The organism is Wolbachia endosymbiont (group A) of Campoletis raptor (assembly GCF_964026755.1).
GTDB classification, from domain to species: domain Bacteria; phylum Pseudomonadota; class Alphaproteobacteria; order Rickettsiales; family Anaplasmataceae; genus Wolbachia; species Wolbachia pipientis.
In genome coordinates this window covers 705,794-730,496 of record NZ_OZ034695.1, presented here as the reverse complement: position 1 = coordinate 730,496, position 24,703 = coordinate 705,794, and the positions used below count along the sequence as shown (strand labels likewise).

Sequence of the window (24,703 nt, the reverse complement as noted above, 5' to 3'; positions counted from 1 at the left end):
CTAGTAAATTCAAGCATATTCCCTCTTTAACATAACCCTACTCATAGCTAGGTATATGAAATTCTCAGTGGATGTTGTGAGTAAATCATACTCCTTCGATAGCCTTCTATTCCTATTAACCCAAGCAAAAGTCCTTTCTACAACCCATCTTCTTGGCTGTACTTTAAACCCTTGTTCTCTTGTTGGTAGTAGCTCAGGTGGCGTATCTTTGTGCACCCAAAATCTACATGGAGGCCTTGTAACAATTTCAATATCTATGTCATATTCTTCCTTTATGTGATTCTTTAAATTTCTTCCTTGGTATCCCATGTCAGCCCACATTTTTTTAACTTTAGTATATTTTGTTCTCATATTGTTTAATGCTATTTTAATACCATCTCTATCATTTTCGTTAGCAGCGCCTACGTAACAACCTAGTATAAAACCCTGAGTGTCTGTAATTATATGCCTTTTTCTACCCTTTACTTTTTTACTTCCATCATAGCCTTTGATCCCCCCTTTTCTGTAGTCTTTACAGATTGACTATCTACTATACAGGCACTCGGCTGCTCATTCCTTCCTATTTTTCTTCTACTATATTTTGTAATTTCATAATTCATTTTCTCAAAAATTCCCTGCTTCTTCCATTGCCTGAACTGCTCATACACAGTCTTCCATAGCGGAAAATCATTTGGTAAATACCGCCATTGACACCCTGTACGCAATACATAGAAAATTGCTTCTAATATTTCTCTTTTGCTATACTTTGGCGGCCTTCCTCCTTTCTTGTATGATACTCTGAAGTGTTTTTCTATTCTTGCCCATTCCCTTTCGCTTAGATCTGTTGGATACTTTTTTCTCATCTTTACCCCGTACTAAAATTTCAGATATTATAGCCTTTTACTTGTTTCCGGACAACCTCTCAGAATATGTTCTCAATAGAAAAGAACGAGATGATTTTAAGTCTTTAATTAGAGATAGCTATGGAATTACCGTTTTGTCGAAAACACTCTCAAGATATTGATACTATGTTAGTAAATAGGTCCTGGGTAAATCCTGACGAGAACTATATAAAGGCTGCAGAGCATCTCAGTCAGCTTGATTTTGTTAAACTTAAGAAGTATTATTTTGTTATTTGTGCTAATGATTTAGATCTTGATTTTCCAAATATACAAAATCCTTATTGCAAAAATGAGGTTATCATTCCTCATGGTTTTGATGAAGATTGTGATGATCTAGCTTGCGAGGATTGTGGTCGTGATATTTTTCCTGATACTTATAAAAAACAGCGGTATCTTGTGCTTTCAATTAAACTCAATACGGAAAAAATTATAAATTGGTTTGAAGAACTATTGATAGGGCTCATATGGGAAAAGGCAGCAAATGGAATATATCATATAAGCTTTAAAAGTAAAATAGTAAGCATTATCATACCAACTTTATGTACTGATAAGTCATATTTAACTGTAGATAGGTTAAGAACTAATGTTGCTGTTCTTATAACTTTTGGAAAGGCAGACCTAAAAATATTGTTAACTCTATACACTGTTCCCATGGCTAATTTAATTTGTGAACATCAAACTCTGAACCAAATACTAAGCGAGGCAGTTGAAAAAGGAGTACCAGAGCTATTACCTAACGTTTCTTTTCAAGCGTTTCCTTATGTTCTACTGCAAGAAACAACTGTTCCAGAAAAAAAGATACTGCGATTAAAAGTTGAAGATAATACTATTTATGTTAATAACGTTGAAATTATAGGCAAACAAGCAACTTCAAGCATCCGCATCTTTAGAGTATTACTTAAACAATTTTTGCGTGACTTGGAAGAAGCTAAAGAATATAAATTTCTTAGTATCATTCAAATAGCAGATAGTTTAGGTATTGAAGACCCAGAACAGCAGGTGCGCAGACCTCTTAACAGAATGCAAAAAACAATAGCAGAAAAGCTAGCTAGCACCTTGGGACTAAATATAAGACGAGATGATGTGGTACAAGCATGTAACTGGTCAGGCTACCGGCTTAATCCATCTACCATTAACTTAAGTGCTAGCTAAGCTCCTTAGTCAATGTTGGACAGAAAACGCAGAAGGATACTTCTCTAAAATATACCGATACAATTCTTCAGCGCTTTTTTTGTCACCTGCAATGAAAGTAAAAAATTCAACTACGTCTCCTTTAATTTTGGCTAGTTTATCCTGCTCTTTCTCCTGTTGTCTCAACTATTATTTTATCTCCACGTGAATCTCCAATGTAAAACTTACTTTTGTAAAACTCACCGCCAGGTAGTAAATAGAGTAGGTATTCTTCAATTCTATCAATTACTAACGCTTTTATTTCTTCTAGAGATCTATTCATAAAAGGTGCCCTTCAATAATTTATGATAAAAAAATGATTCTTTTATTCGCTTAGAATGGAATCCAGTCATCCTTCTGAGTTTCATTCGGAGTAATGATCGTATCAATTCTGTTCCTGTCTCCGTACCTATTATCGGCCTCAATTCCCACTTTTGCCATAAACTCTAGTCCATTTAAATCTGCAATGGAGTTGATTTTTCTAGCAACAACTGCTTTTTCTGAAGTGTCATGTGGATGAATGTTCCGTGCTGACTCCAAAATACTTCTAAGTATAGAACGACCCATTTCTCCCCAAGTATCTTCTCCTTCAACGCTTGCTTTGCCACTTTTAATACCAATTACTTGATAAATCTTACGTTTTGTATATGGACCTTCAGTGACCGTAAATTCAGCGTTTAAATAGATGCTGCCAGTAGTATAGCTTTTAGTGAACCAATTTTCATAACCTCCAGGCTTAATAGCCATTTTGACTTTTACCGTTGTACCTTTAGGTATTAAATTACTTTGCGACTTTGCAGTGTTAAAATCAGTTAAATCTTGTAACATATATTATCTCCTATAAAAATTAACTATTCCATTTATCCACAAGTTGCCAATGGCCATTTAGTTTATCGACAAGCTTACTTGGCACACGTTCACCATTACGCAACTCAAATACTATTTGACGGACAGTGCTTCCTTCATCTTGACTGAACACCACCATTCCTGTAGTGTAGAAGCCCCTTAAGGACCCAGCACCGCTTAAACCTTGAAATGGATCTTCTTCCAGCATCTTTTTCGATAATTTTTTTGTATGATGAGTGAGTACAATACAAGCATCTGGATTGACAGCACTGCGCAGCTTTTCAAGAGTCTTTTGCAGAAAAAACAGCATAGCACTATTATCATTTTCATTTCCATACTCGCTACTAAAGATGTTACGTAATGGATCTATGGCCAAAACATCAGGTTTAAAGCGTTCATTCACAATTTCCTTCATTTCACTTATTTCATCATGATTAAATGATAAGTGCACCTTTGGCGTAATGATTAAGTTGTTAGCAGCTATATCCAAAAGTTCCTCATCAAGTTGAAGTTGTTGCAAACGTTCTTTCATATATTCATATTCAATTTCAGTTTGCATGTAGAAAATTTTCAAAGGTCTATTTGGTGTCATACCAAGAAATGATCTACCAGCAGCCATGTGGACAAGCCAAGAGATCAAAAAGTCACTTTTTCCGATTTTAGGTGGTCCACCCAGCACCAATAGACCTCTTTTTGTTAAAATCCTTGGTGAAATTATATCTTCTGGTATTGGCGATTGATCATTCAAGTATTCTTTCACACTGAAAAAGGGAATTTTTTGACCGATATTGAAAAAGCTTTGTTCCATAATAATTTCTCCGATTTTTAATTAAATAATAGGAGCCAAAGTTTTGGCTTTAATTTTCGCAAGTAAATTACCCAGATGCGGCTCTTCAACCATATCAAGGCATCCACTTCGATCTTTAGCTGGATATCCCCAAGTATTAATCGTCTGACAGACAAATGAGCGAACCTCTGTACCATCATCTTTCTTGATTCCAACCATGCTAATTACTTCATCAACAATACCTGGAATTTCACTAGCAGTTTTAGCACCTTCACATTGAGGTAGCCATGTTGAACGATTACAGTCATCGAGGTATTGACCTAGTGTGCCAACTATGATGATGTCTTTGTCTCTGATATGTTGAAACTGATTGAGCCAGGCCATCATTTCTTGTGCGAGTAATCCGTAAGCAGCTCTTTTATCTTCTCTTCCTGATCTATCTGAAAAAGCTTCAGGTTGCATTCTGGCCCATGAAAAACATAAACGTGATGCAACAGTTATGCTATCAATAAAAATAGAGCGGTATTTAGAAACTTCAGAAAGAAGATCTTTGTGCTTGCTACAGACATGCTCATAGTGTTTTTGACTATACGCCTGATCAGACCTTAATGCAGGATTAGGACCACCAATAAGACAAGCAATGTCTCTGGCCTCATTCCAAGTGCGAATCTCAGTTGAATCTCCTTTCCAGTCTTGTACAGCTAGAAGTCCTGCTTCAAAATCAAGGCAAAGTGTTGTTGATTCAACAAGAGTTTTAAGCAGGCTAGTTTTACCGATTCCATAAGGTCCAAAGATTACTATCTTCACGCCTGTGACCATTTTTGCTCTTTCTTTGCTGTTTATTATTTTCATGCTTTTACCTTAATTTGCCCCTATATATAAATTCACCAAATTTCAAAAAACTGTTCACTTTTTTTTGTATTTTTTTTCATAAAGAGATGCAAATTTAGATCGCATTTTCTTGAGAATGTTGTACAAAGTAGTCCGTGACATATTGTTCATGTCTGCAACTTCAGCAATGCTGTGGTGTTTTAGTTGTTCACATAAAACCTGCTACTTCTTTGGTAACTTTGAAATAATTTGCTCAACATCAATACGTAGTATCGATTCATCTTCAAAACAGTAACTTTCCTGTTGCACATTATTTTCAAGTTTAGGAGTAGTACGTGAGTGTTTACGGACTAGATTATTAATACGATTTTTAACAACTTGCTTAGCAAAAGTTGAAAGACTGCCCTTAGATGTATGGTCCCAGAGAGTGATGGTATACTATCATCATCATTTAAGGAGTCATTATGGGACAGATATTACATGGGTGCGCCAAAACAACACAGACGATTCGTAGAGCAATACAAAATAGAAAAGAGAGCATAGCAAAACTCTCCAAGCATTATAACCTTAATCCAAAAACTATTATTAAGTGGAGAAAACGTTCATTTACGAAAGATGCTGATATGGGTCCAAAGCATCCAAGATCAACTGTTTTAACGCTAGAAGAGGAAGCTATAATAGTTACATTTCGCAAGTATACACTACTGCCACTAGATGATTGCCTTTACGCTCTGCAGTCTACAATTCCGCATTTGACTCGCTCTAGCTTGCATCGTTGTTTACAAAGACACAACATTAGCAGATTACCAACTGTTGATGGAGAAGTTAAGTCAAAAAAGAAATTCAAACAATATCCTATCGGTTACTTTCATATTGATATTGCTGAAGTTAGAACTGAGGAGGGCAAATTACATTTGTTTGTTGCTATTGATAGGACATCCAAATTTACCTATGTTGAGTTGTGTAACAGTGCTACAAAACCCATAGCTGCTGAGTTCTTACGTAATTTGATTAGAATTTTACCGTATAAAATCCATACTATTTTGACAGATAACGGTATACAATTTACAAACCAGAAGCGTCATAAGTATGCTTTCCAACATATATTTGATAGAGTTTGCGAAGAGAATGTTATTGAACATCGTTTGACAAAAGTTAGCCATCCTTGGACGAATGGGCAAGTCGAGCGTATGAATAAAACTTTAAAGGATGCTACAGTTAAGAAGTATTACTATCAATCGCACCAGCAACTTAAAGAACACCTTTATAACTTTGTTATGGCTTATAATTATGCAAAGAGACTCAAAACTCTTAAGGGTCTTACTCCTTATGAATTTATATGTTATCAGTGGACACAGTCTCCAGAATTATTTATACTAAATCCACACCATCACACTCTGGGACCATACATCTTAAACCGAGTCTTTCTCTTAACTCAGCATTTTCTATCTTTAAAGCCTTATTTTCTGCTTTTAAACTTTCATTCTCTTTTTCCAATCTTTCTATTTTTGCTTCTAACCTTTCTATTTTTTGCTGTAAATTTTTGCAAAGTTCTAAAAGGTTTACCATATTACTTCACTTTTGCTCTATGATTATCTTCTTAGATCACCTTGTCTACCTTATTCTGCCACTCCGCTGAACGGATACATAGATATCGCTAACGAGTAGCGGAATGACGGTTTTTCAAATTGTCGTAAGTCAGTTTAGCTATAATATCAAATTTCACAACTTCACCAACTATTTCTTTCTATTAAATAAGAATAAATTACCTATACAAAAATAGATTGGCAATATTTCAAGTCTGCCAAGCAGCATTAAAAACGATAGAAATAATTTTACTTCATTACTGAAAGAGGAATAATTACCCGAAGGGCCTATTAAATTACTAAATCCCGGGCCAGAGTTTGTAAGCGTTGCAGAGACTGAACTGATGCTAGTTATAAAGTCTGCATTGCTTAAGTAAGACATCACTATTGATGAAATGGTAAACGTTAACATGAAAATTGCAAAAAATATAAAGACAGAGTGAACTTCATCATTCTCCAGAATTTTTCCATTGAATTTTACTCCATTGTCTGCATCAGGGTTTAATAAAAGGTAAAAGTAATTTCTTATAGACCTTAAAAGAACAATCAAGCGGAAGATTTTGACACCACCACTTGAAGAACCACTACATCCACCAACAAAGGTTAGAAAAAAAGCTAAGACTGAAATGAAACTCCAATCTATATGATTACAGATTGCATAACCAGTTGACGTAATTAAAGAGGTGATGGTAAATGTGCTGCATCTAAATGATAATGACACTCCTAAATCAACATTTTTATACAACCAAAAACAAGCAAATAAAGATGAAACAATAGCTATCTTAACAAAGTAAGAGACCTGTTCATCATAGCAAATGTCTAATCGTCTTATAATTTTTAAATAGCTAAGAAAAGGCAGAGAACCCAAAATCATAAAAATGATCGTTATGACTTCTAACATAGGGTTATTGTAGTGCCCTATAGAATCGTTATAGTTAGCAAATCCACCAGTTGATACAGAGGACATTCCGTGGCATATTGCATCAAATAGTGGCATACCAGCTAGATAATAGGAAAATATGCATAACAAAATTAAGCCATAATATATTGCCGTAACATGAATCACTACGCTTCGCGTGTTCGGCAACTTCCTTTTGGTAGCATCTGAATATTCAGAATAAAGTAAATTATTTAGGCTGAGAACCTTAAACATAGGAAAAACTGCAATTCCTAAAGTGATTACACCAAAACCCCCCATGCCATGTAGCATTGCTCTCCATAGCAGTATTCCTGGAGATTGTTTTTCAATATCATTAAATATAGTTGCTCCTGTGGTTGTGATGCCAGATATCGTTTCAAACAATGCATCAACATAGCTCAGATTATCAAAATAGAAAGGAATAGCTGCAAACAGAGACAAGGCAATCCAGGTGCAACTAGTAATCGCAAAAATTGCTGGCATTCCATGCAATCTACTTAATTTACCGAGTAAAATAAAAATTGCGCCAGATGTGCAGGTAATTATGAATCCAGCGAGGAAATTTTTCCATTCGTAGCTGAGATACTTATTGGTAATAGCAGGAATAAGCATTGCTAAGCTAAACAGCAATAGGAATATTCCCACAATAAATACAATTGAACGCAAATTTTGTAAACGTTGATGATTTTTCATAGAGTTACTTCCTCGCTATACAAAGCCATAAAAGCTACTCTAACGTCAAGCATTTTGTTGGCCTTTATTAACAGTTATTAACAACATACTTGATTTACTTGTAAATATGTGTGATAATTAAATTTTTATTAGAGGTAAGATATGGTTGAATTAACTGATGCACAAGAAAAAATTCTAGGTTCATTAAGACAGGCAGTCTGGGATGGCAATTTTCAAAAAGTCCAGGACATATTCAACAATGGTGAACATAATGATATACAAGCAGTTTTGAACCACGAGGGGACTTTGACTAGTAACAAAGGTACCATTTTAGATTTTGTTATTGACTTTCCATAAGATGGTACAAGCCTCCACCTTCTAGGTGGAGAAACTTTAGTTTGTCAATGTCATAACTGTACTTTATAAAGTATAGTTATGACGGAATATGACAAAGGAAAACACACTGTATTTTATCATAGGTACCATATAGTCTGGATTACAAAATATCGGTACAGAGTATTAACTAAGGCTATGAAGGAGAGAATACGAACAATCATAGCAGAAGTATCTGAAGAAATGGGGATTAAGATAGAAAACGGAGTAATATCATCAGATCATTTACATTTATTCGTAGTAATACCTCCTCATATAGCTGTGAGTGATTTTGTTCAAAGAGCCAAAGGCAGGTCTTCACGCAAAATTCAACAAGAATTTCCAGAGCTAAATAAAATGTACTGGGGAAAGCGTTTTTGGGGAAGAGGATACTTTAGTGCTACCAGCGGACATATCACAGATGAAGTCATTAATGAGTACATCAATAAACATACAGATGCACATCAGCCTCATTCTATATCTAGTATAAGATTGGAGTAGCTTTAGCTTCTCACCGCGCTTCCAGCGCTATATCGAACCTTTCGGCTCTCAGCCGATAGTGGTTGAGTGTTCTGAAGCTAGCGTTAACACTAAAGTCGAGATCATTGAACTAATTTGGGAGGAAGCTGATCAAAAAACTCGTGATTTTTTGTGTGATTACAAGGTAACAAAATCTTTTGAAGATCAACCATATTTTACGGATACAATAGATGATCTTAAACGCTTTCAAGGAAAATTTGACCCTCATAGCACAGAATATTTTGCTCTTGTACAAGTTGTTCAAAAAATAGAAGATCACAAGTGGGTAATGGATCTTGATTCCAACTTACAAGAAGCAATAGAAAACCTTGATATTGATCAAGTTAAAGCAGCATTAGAGAATTGTGGTGAAGATGTAGAAAGGGTTTTAGAGCGAGAGGTATATTGGAGTAGTGGAAGAGTAGATGCCCTTTTAGTTTATCCTCTGAAAGTTGAATATAGTGAAGAATTGAACCAAGAAGATGTGGAAAAGATAAAAGAAAGCTTTAAATTAATGTTTGATGCTGCTTCTCCAGGGCTCCTTGGGTTCGAGCCCAATGGAAATAACTATGTAATGGATAAACTTACATGTGCACAAAAACGTTTTGCTAAAATACCTGGAGTAGGTGAGCAATGCTTTCAAGATTTGATTCAAGAATTTGAGGAAAAACTTAGTAAAAATGAACTAGATAATGCCAAGATTAATGATCAGATAGCATGGGATAAAGAGTATGCGACTCGATTTTCACAAGAAATCAATCAGGATCCGTCTGAGAATGATGATCTTAACTTTATAGATGACACTGATCTAGATCAAAACACCGTAAACTCTGCACCAACTGCAGACAACAAAACCCCAGAAAAAAACGATACAAACTTCTGGAGTGAACACAAAGGGAAGATCGCTCTGGGCGTTGTTGGACTATGCGTAGTTGGTGCTATTGCAGCCTATGTGCTGGCATATCCTGTAGTTGCATTAGTTTTAGAAGTTTTAGCAGTTTCAGCATTGGCTGTACTAGCTTATATTGGAGGAGTTTGTGAGAAATCAGAAAGCCCAAATACGAAAAGCTCGGACCCGGTTGTTTCTGGGGTGTTGCAACAACGCAGAACTGTCTAATTAGTAATCCATTGTCATCCCAGCGCGCCGCGCTGGGTCTGACTACGCTAGAACAAAGAATATAAAAGAAACGTTGCCGTCACGTTATATCATAAACCTTTGCTGAAGCTTTCTTTATATCTTCACTTGAAAGTGGAATTAGACCAAGCCTAGATAGGTACCCATCTTCAATGCCGATCGAATCTATAATTTCTTTTATGAATTCTCTTAATCCATCAACAGTATCCAGGTGTTCTTTCTTTATATAAAGGTATAGAGGTCTTGCTAATATATATTTTCCCGATGATATATTTTCGTAAGTTGACTCAATTCCTGCAATTGTGCTCCCTTGTATTTTATCTTGATTCCTCATTAAAAAGCTAAAACTAAATATCCCTAAAGCGTTCTTGTTACTTTTCAATTTTTGTATTATTATGTTTTCATTAATTCCAACTTCTATATACCTTCCGTCATCCCTTATATTACCACATGCTTGCTTTCTTTCTTCCTGATCTTTATAATTCTCTTTGAAAATTCTCGAGTTCATGCATGAATATTGATCAAGCATAATAGAATTAACCAAAGTTTCGTATGTGCCTGTATTTTGATGTGGACCATAAATTTCAATTTCTGTTTTTGGTAAGGCTTGATTTACATCAGACCAAAACTTCTTATTATTTTTTACTAATTTATCATTTTCTTGAGAATATGCAGATAAAGTTTCAAATAAGTCCTTCTTTGTGAAATCAAATCTATGGCTTTGATTTGAATTTGCAATGACAATTCCATCATAGCCAATGATGATCTCTATCACTTCATTAATTTTATTTCTTTTACATAGTTCTCTTTCTACTTCCTTCATAGGGCGAGATGAAGTGGTGATGTCTGGAGTGTCTTCCCCTATTCCTGAGCAAAACATTTTGAATCCTGATCCACTTCCTATCGATTCCACAACTGGAGTCTTAAAGGAGAATACACGATTGAACTCCTCGGCTATAAATGAGATAAAAGGAAAAACAGTTGAAGACCCAACAATTCTGATGTATTTCCTGGCATCAGCATTTGACAGCGGCATGAATAATACGAATACAAAAATCAGGAGAAAGTTTCTAAGCATTATTTTTAGTTAAGAACATAAATCTAATTATTGTAACAAAAAATCAAACTGAAAAGCTTTAATTGCATGACAAAAGCTACAGTTTACATTTAAATTTTATTTTATATTATTGTAAGTATTACACAACTTTAAGGGGCAATTATGGCAGTTATGCCAGATAAATGGATAAGAGAAAAAGCTGAAAATTTTGGAATGATAGAGCCTTTTGTGAATCACAAAAGCAGCAAAGGTGTCATATCTTTCGGACTATCATCTTATGGTTACGACGCAAGAGTGGATAATAAATTTAAGATTTTTACTAACGTTAATTCAGCCATCGTGGACCCTAAAAATTTCTCTGAGAATAGTTTTATAGATAAAGAAACAGACGTATGCATAATTCCACCAAATAGCTTTGTGCTTGCAAGTACAGTGGAATATTTCCGTATACCAAGGAATGTACTGGTCATTTGTGTTGGTAAATCAACTTACGCAAGGTGTGGAATTATAGTAAACGTTACTCCCTTAGAACCTGGATGGGAAGGTCATGTCACACTCGAATTCTCAAACACCACTCCACTTCCTGCGAAAATTTACGCTAATGAAGGCGCATGCCAATTCGTATTTTTAAGCGGCGAAAGTGAATGCGAGAAATCATATGATGATATGAAAGGAAAATATATGAATCAGCATGGTATCACTTTGCCGCTGGTGAAGTGATTGCCATGAGAGTGGTAATTTTTCACTTCCGTACTTTTTCATTGTTGCTTACAATAATTATAGCTACACCATGTGCTTTTCTTAATTAAAAACTTCAATTATTCATTGTAAGTTGTTGAATTTCTTATCATAGTATCTGTTATCCGAGTAGCCCCTTTCTTGTCATCCAAGTGCCTTGACTACTTGGATCCAGCTTTCTATGTGACCTCATCAAAAATGTTTATTTTTCAGCCATTTTTATACTTATCAACTCAGTGTGCTTGCTTACAATTAAAATTCCTAGATCCCAGTGTCGGAGCACTGGGATGACAAAGGAGGAAGCACTGGGATGACAAGGTTATAGGTGTCATCCAAGTAGCGTGACACTTGGATCTTTTCTCAACAATTTCAAAAAAATCTATCAAAAGGAGGATTACCATGTCTACAATAATTTTATCATCAATTTTTGGTCAAGCAGGCAGCATTTTTGGTCCAATTGGCCGGATTATCGGCTCAGAACTCGGTGCTCTTCTTGGTGCACAGCTAGATGGGGCAATGTTCGGCCTTGATGCCGAGCAAAAAGTAACGCATGGTGCGAGACTAAAAAATCTGCAAGTTCAAACCTCAACCTACAGCAGAACGATTCCAATTATCTATGGCACTGCTCGTGTTGCAGGGAACATTATTTGGTCACAGCCAATAAAAGAAGAGGCGATAACCACCAAAAGCAAAATTGGAAGAGGTATGAACGTTACATATAATTACTACGCAACGCTTGCAATTGCGATCTGCAAGGGGAAAGTAGAAAAATTAAACAGAATCTGGGCAGATACAACATCACTTAGCTTTGATGAAATAGATTATACTTTTTACAGCGGCAGAGAAGACCAAAATCCTGATCCATTTATGTCATCAATTGAAGGAGAGGGGAATGTGCCGGCTTATAGGGGAATATCTTACATAGTCATCAAGAATTTTCCTTTAGCAGACTATAATAATCATGTTCCGGTATTTACGTTTGAAGTGCAAACTGCAGTAAAGTCAAATGAATTTTCAGTAGCAAAAAATATTCGGAATATCAATATCATACCAGGTTCAGGTGAGTTTGTATATGATACAAAAATACAGAAGAAAATCGCGCAAGAGAAAATAAGCAGCAACCAATATATCCCATATGGGCTGGCGCAAAGGGTAAATCACAACAACCACACTAAAAAGAGCGATGCAATGCTTTCTTTGGATCAATTAAAGGGAGATTTACCAAATGTTGAGTGGGTATCGGTAGTAGTCAATTGGTTTGTGAATGATCTGAACATTAAAGATTGTAAAATATATCCTGCAGTTGAATTTCAAGATGATTCCGCAATATTACCTGATGATTGGCAAGTAGGGGGTGTAACCAGAGATAATGCTCAGCTAATTTCAAAAGATGCGAGTGGAAACCCAAGGTATGGTGGCACAGTTAGTGATGCAGCGTTGATAAGATATATAGAAGAGCTACACAGCAGAGGCTACAAGGTGATGCTCTATCCAATGCCCTTACTTGATACAAAGAACAAAGAGTGGCGAGGAAGGTTGAGCGGGACTCCTGAAGATATAAGTGATTTTTTTAAGAATCAGTACAACAAATTTATAGAGCATTATGCAAGCATTGCCAAACAAACTAAAGTGGAAGGGTTTATCATTGGTTCTGAATTTGCGCAACTTACCAAAATCAGGGATGAACAAGGGAATTACCCTGCCGTTATAGAGCTGGTCAAGCTTGCAAAGCAGATAAAACTTAATCTTGGAAAAGAAGTAACAGTTACCTACGCTGCAGATTGGAGCGAATACCATTCATATGATGGTTGGTATAATATGGATGAACTGTGGTCTTCAGAGTATATCGACGTTGTTGGCATAGATGCTTATTTTCCACTGACTGATGGTCCAGAGCCTCCTTTTGGTTATTCCGCGGAAGATGTAATGGGTGGTTGGAGCAGTGGAGTGGGGTATGATTATTTCTATGATTACTCAAAGGGTGAGCCTGAAAGAGTAAAGTATAACGACAGCAGGTATGCGTGGAAAAACATAGCAAAATGGTGGAGTGAAACTCACATAAATCCAGGTGGTAGTAAAACGAAATGGCAACCAAAAATGAAAAAAATATGGTTTACTGAGTATGGATTTCCCAGTATGAACGGCTGCACTAATGAGCCAAATGTGTTTGTTGACAAAGGCAGCATAGAGAGCAAATATCCACGATATTCAAACGGAGAGGTGAGCTTTCTTTCGCAAAAAATTGCAATTGAAGGAACGCTAAAAAAGTGGCAAAGTTCAGAAATGGTAGAAAAAATGTTTCTCTGGGCATGGGATGCAAGGCCATTTCCTTACTTTCCCAATTTATGTGATGTGTGGGCTGACTGCCATAATTGGCAGACAGGACATTGGATTCAGGGAAAGCTTTCACAGCTTAATATTTCCGATGTTTTATCGGATCTGTTACAAAAAACAGGTTTAAAAAGCGATCAGTTCGATACAAGCAACGTCAAAGGGTTATTGTCTGGGTATGTGATAAACGACCAGCAATCGGTACGTTCAATTATTAAAATGCTGCAAAGTTGCTATTTTTTTGATGTGGTTGAACAGGACTCTAAACTGAAATTTGTCCAAAAGGGCAGGGGAGTTACGACTGGAATACCAATTGGTGAAATGGTTTTCAGTAACAATTCAAAACTTGCTAATATCAGTCAATTAGATTTAAACAATAAAGTTAACGTCGTTTATTTTAATCGCAATTTTGGCTATCCAATTGATGTTAAATATGCTGAGTTGCCAAAGCAAGGCGCTGCTATAACAGTTGAAATACCGCTCATTATGGAGGAGGGAGAGGCGCAAAATATAGCTGAGGTTTTACTTTATTCTTCGTGGCAAGAGAGAAATATATACAATTTCAAGCTGCCGATAAAATATGCGTGGCTTGTGCCAAGTGATGTAATAACGATTTTAGACGGTGAGAAAAAGCATACGGTGAGAATTATAAAAACAAAATTCGAAAGCATGTCCATTCAAGTAATTGGCGTTGGTTATGATCACTCTATATATAAGCTTTCTTTTCCTTCAACAAGGTCACTTATGCTGAAGGAATACCCTCCCTCTCACATTAGCAAAACCATCGTAGAAATGATAGATTTACCGGATATTAAAGGTAATAGTGCAAGCTTTACTTTAATTAGTGAGGAAAAGAATTGGAAGGGAGCAACACTCTTTATTTCGTACAACGATAAGGATTATAAGCCTATTGCAAGCACAAACAAGCAGTCTACTTACGGATATGTAATGGAATCTACCGACGAGGGGCTTATAGTAGTGTTACGTTTTGGAAACATAACTTCAATTGCGGACTCAAATTTAGCACTAGTTGGAAAAGAGATAGTGAAATTCCAGAATGCTGAACTTATAGATAAAAATAAATATAAGCTTAGTAACCTAATCAGAGGACAAGAAGGTACTAAAGAGTATCAGCACACTGCAGGTGAAAAATTTGTTCTACTTGATGATTCAATAATATCTTTCGAAGTGCAAAGGGGAAAAAAGTTTTACCTAAAAGCAGTGACTTACGGTGACTCGCTGGAAAATACGGAAGTGAAAGTGATAAATTCATTTAGTAATTGAAATTTAATAAAGTAAGTGCTAGAATTAATATACAGGTATTAATGGTAGAGATATAACATGTCAAAGGAAATGGTCAATGCGTTGAAAGCTGAAGTGAAGAAGCTCAAATATGCTGATTTCAAAGCTAACACTGGGGACGAAGTAATTTCTGGTGAGGGAACATATAAGGATCTTAATAGAACACACGGCCTTGCTATTAACGGACAAAAAATAACTAACGAATTTATTAACGATCTGTATTCAAACCATAAAAATCTAATTCTACGGGATGAAAACGGAAAAGGGAATTATCGTCCATTTCTCAGACAAATTTTTACAGAAATGTTTAAACACGTTGGTGCAACAATTCCCAATAACTCTATTATTGAGGAGTTAATAAATAACTATTATCAGGGCGGATATACTCATTTTCTTCCTAATGATATGAGTCACGCTCTTGGATCTTTTCATTTGTTAACGCAAAGCAACTGTATGACAAGAGAGTATATTATGGATTGTCGTGAACCCAATTGTATAAAGCTTAGTTTTAGCATGAAATATACAAAAATGCTTAACTATGATGATTATACATATATCGAAACACCAGGTTTTTGCAGTTCAGCGGAGTTTAAACTAAAATGTGAAGGTGAAAATGTGGTATATGAAGATGGTAAAGTACTTCTTACCATTCCTAAAGAGTTAGAGAACTATAAAGCTGGTGATGACGGTTTGTTTGATAAGCTTACTTATATTATAAATAAGATTATTGAGTATTTCAAAAAACTTTGTGAGAAATTGGGCTTTGAGTTTGATACAAGAATAGAGTACGATCCTGAGCATAATATAAAAATAGAGCATAATCTTGGTGAACCACTAAAGGTAGTAAGTGAGGCAAATGCATCTTCTGTTGAAGACTTAAAGCTTAAAGTGAATAATTCAAGATAAGATATTGAAATTCGTGCTTTTTATGATTTTAGCTTAAGATTTCAGTGTCCGCTACTCGCATGACATCGTTTACTATGTAACATTGTACTTATACTAATGAAAAAAATACATTATAATTAAGCATATTTACCAATAAATCATTAAGTGAAAACAGCTCTTTCGCAAAATATCATCTCTCTTATTATGATATTGTCTGTAGCAATTGTCGATATGGCAACTGACCTATACTCAGTTGCACTGCCAAGCATTGCCAATTATTTTAAAGTAGAAGGCAGTGTAGTGCAGCTTACAATTAGCTTGAATCTAGTTGGATTTGCGGTGTCTGGATTAATTTATGGTCCATTATCGGACCATTATGGTAGGCGTCCAATGATGCTGATTGGTATGACAATTTTTACTTTGGCAAGTGTCATGTGTTATATAGCCGACAGTATTGCGCTCTTGATACTAATTCGCTTCATACAAGGAACAGGGGCTGGTGTTGCAGGTGTTGTTGGGTATGCAGCAATAAGGGATATGTACTCGGGTAGTGAATACTCGAGAGTCATTTCAAAATTAAATATGGTTGTGGCACTCTCACCTGGAATAGCTCCAGTGGTGGGCAGTTATATAATTTCACATGGGTATAGTTGGAAATTTTTGTTTTTTATTATATCACTTGCAGCAATTGCTATACTTATTTTTATCTACTTTAAGTTACAAGAAACACTCACTGTAAATAAAAATGAAACCAGTATAACTAACATAACTACTAATATCTGCAAGCAATATATATCAATATTTAGAAATTATCGTTTCCTTGGGTTTTCAGCCATTCATGGATTAACTTTCATGTGGCTTTGGGCATACGTTGCTAACTACCCGTTCATATTTGAATCGATGGGCATTGAAGTACAGTATTTTGGCTACCTCATATCGATCATAGTCATATTTTACATAATTGGAACTTTAATTAATAGAAGGTATGTACCAAAAGTAGGGGTTAGCAAAATGCTAATAATAGGTTTGGTGTTACCGATAATATCCGATAGTTTATTGGTATATTTTTATTTCGCGGACAAGTTAAATATATTAATTCTTCAAACTGTTTGGATTCCAGCCAATATCGGACTTGCATTAATAATAAGCAATAACGTAACTTCTGCTTTAGAAACGATCAAAGGTATAGGGCTTGGTAGTGCAGTTCTCTCATTCTGCAATATGATGTTTGGGGCTATTGGAATATATATAGTAGGAAAATTTTTTCGCTATGGTATTTTACCAAATTTACTATTAACAATAGCATGCTCTACAATTGCAATTCTTATGTACAGCCAGCTCAAATGTACTGAAAAACACAGGGAATAACCATTATTTGCGTGATCCAGAGCTCATGGGTTATTAATGACTTTATCATGATAATATAATTTTACATGGGGTGAGAGCTCATAGATTATTAACGACTTTATCATAACAATATAGTTTTACAGGAGGTATGGGATGAGCAATTCAAACAGAGATATAAATGCTGAATTACGTAAGGCTGCTCTAGAAGGTAATATTGAGAAAGTAAAAAGTCTAAGAGGTTGTCCGGAAACAAGTAAATTCAAGCATATTCCCTCTTTAACATAACCCTACTCATAGCTAGGTATATGAAATTCTCAGTGGATGTTGTGAGTAAATCATACTCCTTCGATAGCCTTCTATTCCTATTAACCCAAGCAAAAGTCCTTTCTACAACCCATCTTCTTGGCTGTACTTTAAACCCTTGTTCTCTTGTTGGTAGTAGCTCAGGTGGCGTATCTTTGTGCACCCAAAATCTACATGGAGGCCTTGTAACAATTTCAATATCTATGTCATATTCTTCCTTTGTGTGATTCTTTAAATTTCTTCCTTGGTATCCCATGTCAGCCCACATTTTTTTAACTTTAGTATATTTTGTTCTCATATTGTTTAATGCTATTTTAATACCATCTCTATCATTTTCGTTAGCAGCGCCTACGTAACAACCTAGTATAAAACCCTGAGTGTCTGTAATTATATGCCTTTTTCTACCCTTTACTTTTTTACTTCCATCATAGCCTTTGATCCCCCCTTTTCTGTAGTCTTTACAGATTGACTATCTACTATACAGGCACTCGGCTGCTCATTCCTTCCTATTTTTCTTCTACTATATTTTGTAATTTCATAATTCATTTTCTCAAAAATTCCCTGCTTCTTCCATTGCCTGAACTGCTCATACACAGTCTTCCATAGCGGAAAATCATTTGGTAAATACCGCCATTGACACCCTGTACGCAATACATAGAAAATTGCTTCTAATATTTCTCTTTTGCTATACTTTGGCGGCCTTCCTCCTTTCTTGTATGATACTCTGAAGTGTTTTTCTATTCTTGCCCATTCCCTTTCGCTTAGATCTGTTGGATACTTTTTTCTCATCTTTACCCCGTACTAAAATTTCAGATATTATAGCCTTTTACTTGTTTCCGGACAACCTCTAAATGTATCCGTTCCAACTGCAAATGCACTTTGAAATTACTCTGTACCGTTCACACTTAATTCTTCAATCTCACTAATAGAAAGGCCAGTAAACTTGACAATAGTGTTGACATCAACATTATTAGCCAGCATTGCTTTTGCAACTTCAATTTTCCCTTCAATTTTCCCTTCCTCTTTACCGATTTTGATGCCTCTTTCTTCGCCAATTTGGATGCCTTTTTCAGTAGCAAGGTCAAGTCTGTATTCAAGAATAGCTTCTTCTTTGCGTAGATCCATTATCCTTTCTTCATAGGCTACTAAATCTTTTTCGTTCCAACGAAACTTGTCTAATTCATCATATGCTAGCTTTATTATTGGCGCTTTTTCTGCTATCTCTTTTAAGTCCTCTTCTGTTGTTTCTTCTGCGTATTTAAAAAAGAAACACCACCTTTCTACTATACTTTCTAACTGCTCTACTTTATTTTTTGCGAATTTAGGCAACTCAATAAAGACAAACTGAAAATCTTTTAAGTAATGGCCGTTAGTTTTTATATCACGTATATTGTGAGTAGAAATATAATCAACTTCTTCAGGAAGTAAGTTACAATTTGATATAGCAATAAAGAAGACTTTCTTTAAATCAATGTAGTTGCCAGATTTATCTAATTGTCTTGAGTAGGCTTTAGCGGCATATAATTGAGCGCGTTTTTCGAAGCTCTTGTCTCTAGCGAGCTGGTCAGGTAAGGAAGCAGTATTACTACTACCCCCTCCCTTAGAAACGCAGCATGCAGGTTTCCCAACACTACGCTTGAGCCCCTTATCTAAGTTCTTCTTTTCTAGAACCGGCTTGTCCTTCATGATTCCTCAGGAAACATCATTCTTAATGGTGACACCAACAGTAGAGAACCTTCTCTTGAGAAAGAGCTTGCTAACATTCTTGTTCGTTTCACTCTCTCATCAAAATACTTTTTCCATTTTAAGTCAAGGGGATTTGCATCCGCTCTGATTTTAACATGTCGTCTGATAGGTATATCAATCAGCTTAAGCAGTCTTAAATACCGTATCTCTTTTGGTTTGTTCTTGCATAGGGGTGCAGCAAAAACCCATTGGCGTTGACCCATTACTTTGAAGTAACGATTCTTTATCCAACGTAATCCTTTACGAGGATGTCTTTTCTTTGCCCATTTCCATAAACTATGCCAAATTTCATTGTCGATCTTTCTAAACGCTTTTTTAGCACACACATGGTGATAGTAATTTCCCCATCCTCTCAGTAGAGAGTCGAGTGACTTAATTACTATAGCCTGAGTGTTCGCTATATTTGCTTTTATCAATGTACGTGCTTTATTAAGAAGTCTTTTAATACTTTCTTTCGAAGGTTTAATAATTAACTTCTTATTATATCTACGTACATTACAACCAAGAAAGTCAAACCCTGTTGTGATAGATGTAATCTTTGTCTTCTCTTCTGACAGAATTAAACCTCGCTCATGAAGAAAAGATGATACTAAAGGCTTAACTTCCTTTTCCAGTACTTCATGTGTGAAACCTGAAATAATAAAGTCGTCTGCGTATCTGATTACATTCACTCCACTTCTGATTTTGTTTCTTTTTCTACTGCCGAGTTTACCAAATCGACTTTCCAATAACTTTTCAAGTCCGTTTAAGGCTAAATTGGCTAGTATTGGAGAAATTATACCACCTTGCGGGGTACCTGCAGTTGTGGGATACAGAGTTTTTGATTCTAGGAAGCCAGCTTTGAACCAACTATGCAGAATTTTTTTCTCCATAGGAATATGCTTCATAAGCCATTCATGATTAATGTTGTCAAAGCATCCTTTGATATCACCTTCAAGTATCCATTGTAGTTGATTACGACTTGCCAGTAACAAATGACAAGCTACTGTAGCATCTGCACAGGATCTTTTAGGTCTAAAGCCATAGGAGTGACGATCACTGATCGTTTCAGCTATCGGTTCCAGAGCAAACAGATATAATGCTTGCATGGCTCTATCTTTTATCGTGGGTATTCCAAGAGGTCTTCTTTTGCCATTAGATTTACTGATATAAATCCGTTTTAGCGGAGAAGGTTTATATCCTCTTTGCTTTAACTGCTTTATTCCTTGAAATTTAGCATTGCAAGTTGACCATAGTTGACGATCTACACCCGCTGTGTTTTTTCCTTGGTTTTCAGTTACTCTCTTAACAGCCAAAGCTTTTCCGCTAAAAGAGCGTGTGAGAAGATGTTGTAAAGTTTTTACCTTACCCCATCTTCCTTCTTGGACAGCCTTAACAATACGTCTTTGTAGCCTCACAATAACTTTCTGGCATTTCTTCCATGGCAACTGCTTCCATGCTTCAAAGCTTTTGGTAGATGCACTTACAGGTTTACTTGTAATCATCTGCTTTCCTACCTTAAGTGGTTAACAAAGTTTCTTGTCACGAGGGACCAAACGGAAGTCTGCTCGTTTTCACGCGAATTAATGTTACAAATTCTATCCATTTCGTTACAAAATGGCATTCGCTTTCTCCATTCTCCTTTACCTGCACTTCCATCAGCATTCCTTGCGGTTTGCTTGCCATGTAGGCGAAAATACAGGCTTACCCTGTTTCTCCAGTCATACAATAGTGGGTTAGGTGGCTTCTCTATACCGGTGGAGTTATTATTTGCGTACATCTAGAAATGAAAAATGTCACATTACCTTTTGGTCAGAGCTTATCAGCATCTTTAGCTCTTTCATCGTATCGGTACTTATAAAGCTTCACTTACGTTCACCATACCACTAGCCTAGCCCTCCAACCACATGATGCTTGCAGTTTATGCCCCTCTCACGATTGAGCATCTTCTTTTTCAAGAGGAGGTTCATTGTCCGCATCGCTTGGCACCAACCGGTTGCCCGATTCGCACTGATGCGTAGACTCAGACGGCAAAACATCTGGTTTAATAAGTTTTAGAATCCTTTCAGTTTCTTTCTGAATGAATTCCTCTCCTTTTAAACAATATGACCGAAGACTTTCAGGTCGCACCATTTCAATCACATACCTGGCCCCACTAGAATCCCTGCAAAGAACATCAACTATACTTTGTTTATCAGATGCAATTTCAGGATCCATTATAGTACTGAGGAATTCCACTTCTTGTATAGTATTTATCTCAGTAAACCCTAAAATATCATTCAAAAAATGTATGAGAATATTCTTATTTTTTTCAGTGCCAAATATTTTTTTGAAGGTCAAATCCAGCTTAGGGTCGAGAAACTTAGATAAAGCCATAGCCAAAGTGCTTAAAAATATTAATAATTATACACACAATTATTCAACCATATTTTTGAAGATAGCTATGCCGCCGCGAACCGTCATACCGCCGCGGTATCTCTAGATCCCGCTAACAAGCAGCGGGATGACGAATTACTTAACCGTCATACCACCGCGAACCGTCATACCGCGATTCATTCGCGGTATCTCGGCATAGATTCCGCTAACTAGTAGCGGAATGACGATTGTGTATCGTGTTTTGCTAAAAATCACAGAATGCAGTCTGGTTACCTTAATTAGAAGTTTAGCTTTAACTTTAAATGAACTACTCAACCGTGACAGACTTAGCTAAATTTCTTGGACAATCTGCATCTAACCCTTTTTTTGCTGCAGTAAAGTAAGCAAGGAATTGCATAGCAACACTGTAGATGATTGGAGAGATAAAGTTATCAGTGTCTGGAAGTTGCACCACATCTGCGCAAACTCCCCTTAGGAATGGCGCTCCTTGTTTATCACTGAAGGCAATTACTTTGCCTTTTCTTGCAATAATCTCTTGTATATTAGATAGCGTTTTAAAGAATAAATCATCATAAGGGATAATTGCTATAACAAGCACAGTAGAGTCTATTAAAGCAATAGAACCATGCTTCATTTCTCCCGCTGCAATACCAATGGTATTGATGTATGAAAGCTCTTTTATTTTCAATGCGCCTTCCATTGCAACTCCGTATGAACTTCCTCTGCCAATTAAAATAACGTTATTGTGTTCTAATATGCTGCCTGATATATGTTGTATTTTCATCACATTTAAAACATGCTCAACATACTTGGGAATAGAGTTAATAGCGTTGCTTAGCTGTTTTATTCTCTCTCCACCCAGTATACCTTTTATTTTTCCAAGCTCCGCGGCAAAGCATGCTAAAGTTGCAAGTTGCGCAGAAAAGGTTTTTGTTGAAGCAACACCAATTTCTTGCCCAGCAAGAGTATGTAACACAATATCTGAGATCTTTTCAATGCTGCTGCTAAATGTATTAGTTATACTTATGATTGTTTGCTTCTGTGATTTCGCATAACGCAGCGCTTCTATGGTATCTGCAGTTTCGCCAGATTGAGAGATAAATAACCCAATGCTGCCTTCTTCCAGCTTGACGTTGCTATACCTAAATTCTGATGAGATTTCTAGATATACTCGAACTTGAGCGACATTTTCCAGCCAATACTTTGCTATTAGCCCAGCAAAATAAGATGACCCGCATCCAACTATAGTAATGTAACTCAGCTCAGAAAACAATTTTTTGTTAGCAAATATTACCTCTTTATATTGCTTGTAAAATTGATTTATTGTTTTGTTTAATGCACGCGGTTGCTCAAAAATCTCTTTTAACATGAAGCTAGGGTAACCATTTTTGCTAATTAGAAAATCACTTGGACTACTATTTTCTATACTGCGTTTAACTTGTGTACCATTGTTGTATATACTAACTCCACTAGATTTTATCACTGCAATGTCATCATCTTCCAAATGCGATATTTTTTCCACAAATGCACTTAAAGCATTAGAGTCAGATGCAGCAAACACTGTGTTACAGTTATAGCCTATTGCTAAAGGCAAATTTCTCTTCGCAACAAATAAGGCGTCTGGATATTCTGCAAATAATAAGACCAAGGCAAATGAGCCGTGTAGGTTGTTTAAACACTTAAATAGAGAATCAAATGGCGACAATCCTTCATCGAGATATAAGGTTAGCATGTTTGGTATGATCTCTGTGTCAGTGTCAGTATGGAATGACATGCCCCTTTCTTCTAGGCCCTTTTTTAGCAGATTGTAATTCTCAATTATGCCGTTATGAGCAACAACAACGTTATTTGTACGAATGGGGTGAGCATTTTTAAGGCCTGGGACTCCATGTGTAGCCCAGCGAGTATGTGCTATACCAACTGTACTGTGAGACATCTTGCTGTCATCAACAACTTCACATAACCTTTCGACTTTACCTTCTGATTTTTTGACTTCTATCTTACCTTCGTTATTTATGATTGCTATACCTGAGGAATCATATCCCCTATATTCCAATTTTTGTAACCCAGTTAGTAAGGTTGGTATTACTGAATCACCGCTACTTACTACACCAAATATTCCGCACACAAATGGATCACCAAACAAACTTTTTTCTAAACATGTTAAGCATTTTTGCCTTTATTACTGGTTGATTTATATTCTTTTTATCATTCTTTCGATTTTACCTTTTTAATTGGTTTAGCTGCTACTTTTTGAGTTTCTTTGCTTAAAACCTGAGATATAGCGGACTTTAGAACTTTTATCTCAACTTTTGGTGCTATTTCTATTATAAATTGTGCATTTGCCTCATCAACTTTATTAACTTCACCTATTATTCCACCAGAAGTAATGACTGTATCACCACGTTTTATTTGATCTATCATCTTTCTATGTTCTTTTAGTTTTTTTTGTTGCGGGCGAATAATGAGAAAATAAAATACCACAAATATTAAAATCAATGGAGTAAAACTAGCAAAAGATGCGCCGATACTTGATGTATTGCTAGTTGCATCTGCTGCAAAAACTTCAGAAATGAGCATATTTAATCCTAATTGTTAATGATAAAAACAAACCTATTTAAGTATTAATTACAACACCATGCCATGTCAAGTTTGGTGAAGGCGTTTCTCAATACCGGCAATAATACTGCGAATTCTAAGTTATGCTAAAACTAATATGGCGGGAGTGATGAGACTTGAACTCACGACCTCATGCGTGACAGGCATGCGCTCTAACCAACTGAGCTACACCCCCCTAATTTCTTTTTAGCGTTTTCGGGCTTCAACTTTAAAGCTAATAAACATGTTGCCCTTTGTCAATATTTTTTGTTTGCGCTTTGCTGTCTTTTCTATTACTATGTAAATAATTTAATTTCACACAT

Annotated in this window: 21 protein-coding genes, 1 tRNA gene and 4 pseudogenes; 10 read left to right on the top strand and 16 right to left on the bottom strand. The window is 36.1% G+C overall.

The features are described from left to right. Positions 1-9: 9 nt before the first annotated feature. Positions 10-842 (bottom strand): annotated as a pseudogene (locus AAGD74_RS03765) (IS5 family transposase). 120 nt (positions 843-962) lie between these two features. Between AAGD74_RS03765 and AAGD74_RS03760 the strand changes: the two are divergent. Continuing rightward, positions 963-2,033 carry a hypothetical protein gene (locus tag AAGD74_RS03760; protein ID WP_338977121.1) on the top strand — a complete coding sequence of 357 codons (1,071 nt, stop codon included), beginning with the start codon at positions 963-965 and terminating at the stop codon, positions 2,031-2,033. Between the two features lie 136 nt (positions 2,034-2,169). Here the strand turns inward: AAGD74_RS03760 and AAGD74_RS03755 are convergent, their stop codons facing one another. From AAGD74_RS03755 to AAGD74_RS03740, 4 genes are read right to left on the bottom strand one after another with little or no spacing between them, the layout of a single operon-like run. Continuing rightward, positions 2,170-2,334 (bottom strand): hypothetical protein, encoded by a 165-nt coding sequence (locus AAGD74_RS03755; RefSeq protein WP_155968636.1) that lies wholly within the window; start codon positions 2,332-2,334, stop codon positions 2,170-2,172. 50 nt (positions 2,335-2,384) lie between these two features. Then, complete coding sequence (locus AAGD74_RS03750; protein WP_155968633.1) at positions 2,385-2,879, bottom strand: hypothetical protein; 495 nt, start codon at positions 2,877-2,879, stop codon at positions 2,385-2,387. Positions 2,880-2,898: 19 nt separating this feature from the next. Further along, entirely contained in the window at positions 2,899-3,705 is an 807-nt protein-coding gene (locus tag AAGD74_RS03745; protein WP_341810523.1) for an AAA family ATPase, read from the bottom strand. 21 nt (positions 3,706-3,726) lie between these two features. Then, positions 3,727-4,536, bottom strand: coding sequence for an ATP-binding protein (locus tag AAGD74_RS03740; RefSeq protein WP_155968627.1), 810 nt, complete (start codon positions 4,534-4,536; stop codon positions 3,727-3,729). Between the two features lie 443 nt (positions 4,537-4,979). On the opposite strand from AAGD74_RS03740, the pseudogene AAGD74_RS03730 reads away from it, so the two are divergent. Then, positions 4,980-5,924 (top strand): annotated as a pseudogene (locus AAGD74_RS03730) (IS481 family transposase); the annotation flags it as partial. Between the two features lie 4 nt (positions 5,925-5,928). Here the strand turns inward: AAGD74_RS03730 and AAGD74_RS03725 are convergent. Beyond that, positions 5,929-6,084, bottom strand: a pseudogene (locus AAGD74_RS03725) (IS66 family transposase); the annotation flags it as partial. Positions 6,085-6,252: 168 nt separating this feature from the next. Further along, entirely contained in the window at positions 6,253-7,713 is a 1,461-nt protein-coding gene (locus tag AAGD74_RS03720; protein WP_236514849.1) for a TrkH family potassium uptake protein, read from the bottom strand. A 141-nt stretch (positions 7,714-7,854) separates the two neighbouring features. Here AAGD74_RS03720 and AAGD74_RS03715 point away from each other — a divergent pair, with 141 nt between their 5' ends. From AAGD74_RS03715 to AAGD74_RS03705, 3 genes are all read left to right on the top strand, one after another. Beyond that, complete coding sequence (locus tag AAGD74_RS03715; protein WP_341810522.1) at positions 7,855-8,049, top strand: hypothetical protein; 195 nt, start codon at positions 7,855-7,857, stop codon at positions 8,047-8,049. A 78-nt stretch (positions 8,050-8,127) separates the two neighbouring features. Continuing rightward, entirely contained in the window at positions 8,128-8,565 is a 438-nt protein-coding gene (tnpA, locus tag AAGD74_RS03710) for an IS200/IS605 family transposase (protein ID WP_265024376.1), read from the top strand. A gap of 148 nt (positions 8,566-8,713) precedes the next feature. Further along, a complete protein-coding gene (locus AAGD74_RS03705; protein WP_264707621.1) occupies positions 8,714-9,700 on the top strand; it encodes a hypothetical protein in 987 nt (328 codons plus the stop codon). Positions 9,701-9,779: 79 nt separating this feature from the next. Here the strand turns inward: AAGD74_RS03705 and AAGD74_RS03700 are convergent, their stop codons facing one another. After that, positions 9,780-10,796, bottom strand: a complete 1,017-nt coding sequence (locus tag AAGD74_RS03700; protein WP_341810521.1) for a substrate-binding domain-containing protein — start codon at positions 10,794-10,796, stop codon at positions 9,780-9,782. A 141-nt stretch (positions 10,797-10,937) separates the two neighbouring features. On the opposite strand from AAGD74_RS03700, the gene dcd reads away from it, so the two are divergent. The 5 genes from dcd (at position 10,938) to AAGD74_RS03675 (ending at position 17,663) form a co-directional block, all read left to right on the top strand. Beyond that, positions 10,938-11,495 carry a dCTP deaminase gene (gene dcd / locus AAGD74_RS03695; protein WP_006280485.1) on the top strand — a complete coding sequence of 186 codons (558 nt, stop codon included), beginning with the start codon at positions 10,938-10,940 and terminating at the stop codon, positions 11,493-11,495. Positions 11,496-11,912: 417 nt separating this feature from the next. Beyond that, complete coding sequence (locus tag AAGD74_RS03690) at positions 11,913-15,128, top strand: glycoside hydrolase TIM-barrel-like domain-containing protein (protein WP_338976620.1); 3,216 nt, start codon at positions 11,913-11,915, stop codon at positions 15,126-15,128. A gap of 57 nt (positions 15,129-15,185) precedes the next feature. Beyond that, positions 15,186-16,052: a hypothetical protein gene (locus tag AAGD74_RS03685; RefSeq protein WP_077188103.1), complete on the top strand. Its 867-nt coding sequence runs from the start codon at positions 15,186-15,188 to the stop codon at positions 16,050-16,052. A 183-nt stretch (positions 16,053-16,235) separates the two neighbouring features. Further along, positions 16,236-17,399 carry a multidrug effflux MFS transporter gene (locus AAGD74_RS03680; RefSeq protein WP_341810770.1) on the top strand — a complete coding sequence of 388 codons (1,164 nt, stop codon included), beginning with the start codon at positions 16,236-16,238 and terminating at the stop codon, positions 17,397-17,399. A 132-nt stretch (positions 17,400-17,531) separates the two neighbouring features. After that, positions 17,532-17,663: a hypothetical protein gene (locus tag AAGD74_RS03675; protein ID WP_338482317.1), complete on the top strand. Its 132-nt coding sequence runs from the start codon at positions 17,532-17,534 to the stop codon at positions 17,661-17,663. Here the strand turns inward: AAGD74_RS03675 and AAGD74_RS03670 are convergent. The 8 genes and pseudogenes from AAGD74_RS03670 to AAGD74_RS03635 all read right to left on the bottom strand — a co-directional run bounded on the left by AAGD74_RS03670 (position 17,638) and on the right by AAGD74_RS03635 (position 24,576). After that, a protein-coding gene (locus AAGD74_RS03670) for an IS5-like element ISWpi1 family transposase (protein WP_338482219.1) occupies positions 17,638-18,470 on the bottom strand; the annotation gives its coding sequence in 2 pieces (ribosomal slippage) (positions 17,638-18,101 and positions 18,101-18,470; 834 coding nt in all). The two genes, AAGD74_RS03675 and AAGD74_RS03670, sit on opposite strands and share 26 nt — an antisense overlap. Positions 18,471-18,566: 96 nt before the next feature. Next, entirely contained in the window at positions 18,567-19,367 is an 801-nt protein-coding gene (locus AAGD74_RS03665; protein ID WP_341810520.1) for an Rpn family recombination-promoting nuclease/putative transposase, read from the bottom strand. Next, the gene (ltrA, locus tag AAGD74_RS03660) at positions 19,364-20,911 is read right to left on the bottom strand and encodes a group II intron reverse transcriptase/maturase (RefSeq protein WP_341810519.1); all 1,548 of its coding nucleotides are present in this window, start codon (positions 20,909-20,911) and stop codon (positions 19,364-19,366) included. The genes AAGD74_RS03665 and ltrA overlap by 4 nt, the downstream gene beginning before the upstream one ends. 8 nt (positions 20,912-20,919) lie before the next feature. Further along, positions 20,920-21,186: a hypothetical protein gene (locus tag AAGD74_RS03655; protein WP_338482311.1), complete on the bottom strand. Its 267-nt coding sequence runs from the start codon at positions 21,184-21,186 to the stop codon at positions 20,920-20,922. 350 nt (positions 21,187-21,536) lie between these two features. Then, a pseudogene (locus AAGD74_RS03650) lies at positions 21,537-21,782 on the bottom strand (PD-(D/E)XK nuclease family transposase); the annotation flags it as partial. Between the two features lie 307 nt (positions 21,783-22,089). Then, positions 22,090-23,910 carry a glutamine--fructose-6-phosphate transaminase (isomerizing) gene (gene glmS, locus AAGD74_RS03645; protein WP_338482819.1) on the bottom strand — a complete coding sequence of 607 codons (1,821 nt, stop codon included), beginning with the start codon at positions 23,908-23,910 and terminating at the stop codon, positions 22,090-22,092. An 80-nt stretch (positions 23,911-23,990) separates the two neighbouring features. Then, entirely contained in the window at positions 23,991-24,362 is a 372-nt protein-coding gene (yajC, locus tag AAGD74_RS03640; RefSeq protein WP_338482310.1) for a preprotein translocase subunit YajC, read from the bottom strand. Between the two features lie 137 nt (positions 24,363-24,499). Next, a tRNA-Asp gene (locus tag AAGD74_RS03635) sits at positions 24,500-24,576 on the bottom strand. Between the last annotated feature and the right edge of the window lie 127 nt (positions 24,577-24,703).